The sequence below is a fragment of the Alcanivorax sp. UBA3183 genome (genome assembly GCF_002364155.1).
GTDB lineage: Bacteria > Pseudomonadota > Gammaproteobacteria > Pseudomonadales > Alcanivoracaceae > Alcanivorax > Alcanivorax jadensis.
Genome location: NZ_DEXN01000025.1, coordinates 4588 through 6772 on the forward strand (window position 1 = coordinate 4588; position 2185 = coordinate 6772).

Sequence of the window (2185 nt, forward strand, 5' to 3'; positions counted from 1 at the left end):
TGGACACCATTGTCCTCGACAAGACCGGCACCATCACCGAAGGCAAACCGGCGCTCACCGATATTCTCTGCGCCGAGGGTCAGCAGGAAGACCACCTGCTGCAACTGGCCGCCAGCCTGGAAAGCGGCTCCGAGCATCCGCTGGCCCGCGCCATTCTAGAAGCCGCTCAACAACGTGACATCAGCCCGGACCGGGCCGACAATTTCCAGGCCCTCAACGGCAAGGGCGTCAGCGCCACCCTGAACGGCAAATCATACCGGCTCGGCAACCGCCGCTGGCTGGAAAGCGAAGGGATTACGGCCAACCTGGACAGCAGCTCGCTCACCGAGCGTGGCGCCACCCCCCTGTTCCTGGCTGAGGGAAATACCCTGCTGGGTATCCTCGGCGTGGCCGATCGCATCAAGGAAGACTCCCGGGACGCCATTGCCCGCCTGAAGGACCAGGGCCTCACTGTGGTGATGATTACCGGTGATATTCAGGCCAGTGCCGATGCCATCGCCAAACAGGTGGGCGTGGACCAGGTGATGGCGGAGGTGCTGCCCGAGGACAAGGCGAAAAAAGTGAAAGCGCTGCAGGATAAGGGCCGCATCGTGGCCATGGTTGGCGACGGCATCAACGATGCCCCGGCGCTGGCCCAGGCGGATGTGGGCTTTGCCATCGGCACTGGCACCGACGTGGCGATCGAATCCGCCGCCATCACCCTGATGGGCGGCTCCCTGCATGGTGTCGCCGATGCCATGGCGATCTCATCGGCCACGGTACGCAACATCAAGCAAAACCTGTTCGGTGCCTTTATCTACAACAGCCTTGGCGTGCCAGTGGCTGCCGGGGTGCTCTACCCCCTCACCGGCAGTCTGCTCAGCCCGGTGATTGCCGGCGCCGCCATGTCGCTCAGCTCGGTGACCGTGGTCAGCAATGCCAACCGGTTACGCCTGTTCAAACCCCAGCGAGGCAAGTCATGACACCAGAACAACTGGCCGCCCAGCTGCGCTGCCCCAGCGGCGATGACGGCGCTCAGGTCGCCGACAACATGAATCAGCATAACCAGCCGATCATCGCTGCCAGCTACCAGGCCCTGACGCCATCGGACGGTGACCATATCGTGGAAATAGGCCCCGGCACGGCGGGCCACCTGCCGGACCTTTTGGCCATGGCCGACGATCTGCACTATACCGGGCTGGACCTGTCACCGGACATGGTGACCCAGGCGCAGCAGCATCATAGCCATCTGGAGCGGGTACGTTTCCTGGCAGGCGATCTGCATGATGCGCCGCTGGCCCCCGGCAGCGCAGACCATGTTGTCGCCATCAATGTGGTCTACTTCTGGGATCCGCTGCTGCCGGCCTTGCGCGCCATCCGCACACTGCTGCGCCCTGGCGGCAAGCTTTGTCTGGGCCTGCGCGATAGACACAGCATGGCCACCCTGCCAGTGTTCCGGCACGGTTTTCTCACCTACGACGGCCCGGATCTGCAACAGGCCCTGAAGACGGCGGGCTTTGTCGACGTTCGCCAGCAGATCATTCCAGAGCAAAGTATCAACGTGATGGGCCAGGTCATGCACAAGACCGGCCTGGTCATCACCGCCCGCAACCCGGAGGTCGTACCATGACACTGCTGATCAATCTTGCCGGCCTGCTGCTGATGGTAGGGATCGTCTGGTGGTTCTGGCTGTCCAAATCCACAACACAGAGCCAGGAAGTCAGCGATCAGGTCGCCACCATCGTGGTCGCCGACGGCGTCTACAGCCCGGCCACCCTGCGCGCCAGGGCCGGGGAGACACTGACCCTGTACTTCGACCGTCGGGATCCTTCCCCCTGCGCCGAGCAGGTGGTGTTTCACGGGCTCGACGTGAGCGAGTTTCTGGAAACGGGTACCATCACCACCGTGACCCTGAACAACCCGCCCGCCGGCGAATACCGTTTCACCTGCCAGATGCAGATGTATCAAGGCAAGTTGATAGTCAGCTGACGCTGGCAGGCCGCACGCACAGAAGAGGAAACACAATGAAAGTATTTTCGGCACTTCTACTGGCTTTTTTGCTGGCCGCCTGTGGCGATGATGCCCCACCCCAGCCCCAGGCCACCGAAGCGGCCCCTGCGGCCCCTGAAGAAGCCAAAACCGCCAGCACCGACAAGGTGATGGAAGTGTACAAATCGCCCACCTGTGGCTGCTGTGGCGCCTGGGT

General features: G+C 62.7%; 3 protein-coding genes and 1 pseudogene. All 4 read left to right on the forward strand.

Features of this window, described 5'->3' with window-relative positions; all coding sequences use genetic code 11:
- Positions 1-962: HAD-IC family P-type ATPase (locus tag B3Q33_RS10025; RefSeq protein ID WP_286827510.1), on the forward strand; the 962-nt coding region annotated here is incomplete at its 5' end.
- Positions 959-1609, forward strand: a complete 651-nt coding sequence (locus B3Q33_RS10030) for a class I SAM-dependent methyltransferase (RefSeq protein ID WP_272961988.1) — start codon at positions 959-961, stop codon at positions 1607-1609. The genes B3Q33_RS10025 and B3Q33_RS10030, both read left to right, overlap by 4 nt.
- Positions 1606-1968 (forward strand): cupredoxin domain-containing protein, encoded by a 363-nt coding sequence (locus tag B3Q33_RS10035; protein WP_272961987.1) that lies wholly within the window; start codon positions 1606-1608, stop codon positions 1966-1968. The genes B3Q33_RS10030 and B3Q33_RS10035 overlap by 4 nt, the downstream gene beginning before the upstream one ends.
- 35 nt (positions 1969-2003) lie before the next feature.
- Positions 2004-2185 (forward strand): annotated as a pseudogene (locus B3Q33_RS10040) (DUF411 domain-containing protein); the annotation flags it as partial.